The 579-nt window shown below is 36.6% G+C and carries 2 protein-coding genes and 1 pseudogene; all 3 read left to right on the top strand.

Annotation, left to right across the window (positions count from 1 at the left end; translation table 11 throughout):
- Positions 1–235 (top strand): annotated as a pseudogene (locus LQZ75_RS09730) (hypothetical protein); the annotation flags it as partial.
- Entirely contained in the window at positions 216–350 is a 135-nt protein-coding gene (locus tag LQZ75_RS09770; RefSeq protein ID WP_290368231.1) for a hypothetical protein, read from the top strand. The pseudogene LQZ75_RS09730 and the gene LQZ75_RS09770, both read left to right, overlap by 20 nt.
- Before the next feature lie 3 nt (positions 351–353).
- Positions 354–579: hypothetical protein (locus LQZ75_RS09725; RefSeq protein ID WP_230097603.1), on the top strand; the 226-nt coding region annotated here is incomplete at its 3' end.

Below are 579 nucleotides of genomic sequence, written 5' to 3'. Positions count from 1 at the left end.
TAAAGCAACCATTCGCCGGTTTAAAGAAGAAAACGAGGAACAAAGACCACGAGTTGAGTTTGGAATGATTGCGGAAGATTTAGCAGATGCTGGATTGGATTGGCTAGTAGTACGTGATCCAACTGGTGAAATTGAAGGTATCAAATATGACCGATTGGCCGTCGCTTTGATACCTGTTATTAAAAATTTAAAACAAGAAATAGAGGAATTGAAAAATGAACGAATCAGTAATTAATGGATTGGCACTTAAATTAGCTCAATCTCAAGTGGATGAAGAAATTGCCAAAGCACAAGTTGTGGAATTACAAAAACAAATCGCAGAATTACAAAAAGAAAGCAAAGAGGATTAAAAAATGAACGTAACAATTAACCAAATCACACCAGTATTTACAGCAGACGGTACACTTGAATTACAAAGCATGTTGTGCACAGTTTCAGGTGGTAAATATCCTGAAACGGTCAACAGTGGTATTGAATTAGGTAAAGATGAAGGCATTTCATTAACATCAACTAAACCAGAAGTTGAAAAAGCTGCAATCGCTAAGTTTAAAGCGAATGTGGACGCAATGTTAGCACCAC

It is taken from the genome of Periweissella fabaria (genome assembly GCF_918814575.1).
In the GTDB taxonomy this organism is placed as follows: Bacteria; Bacillota; Bacilli; order Lactobacillales; family Lactobacillaceae; genus Periweissella; species Periweissella fabaria.
Note: the sequence above shows the minus strand (reverse complement) of the source record. Positions and strands in the feature narration are given on the sequence as shown.

Coding starts and splice junctions, on each gene's coding strand:
- LQZ75_RS09770 (WP_290368231.1), top strand. CDS start 216: ATGAACGAATCAGTAATTAATGGATTGGCACTTAAATTAGCTCAATCT.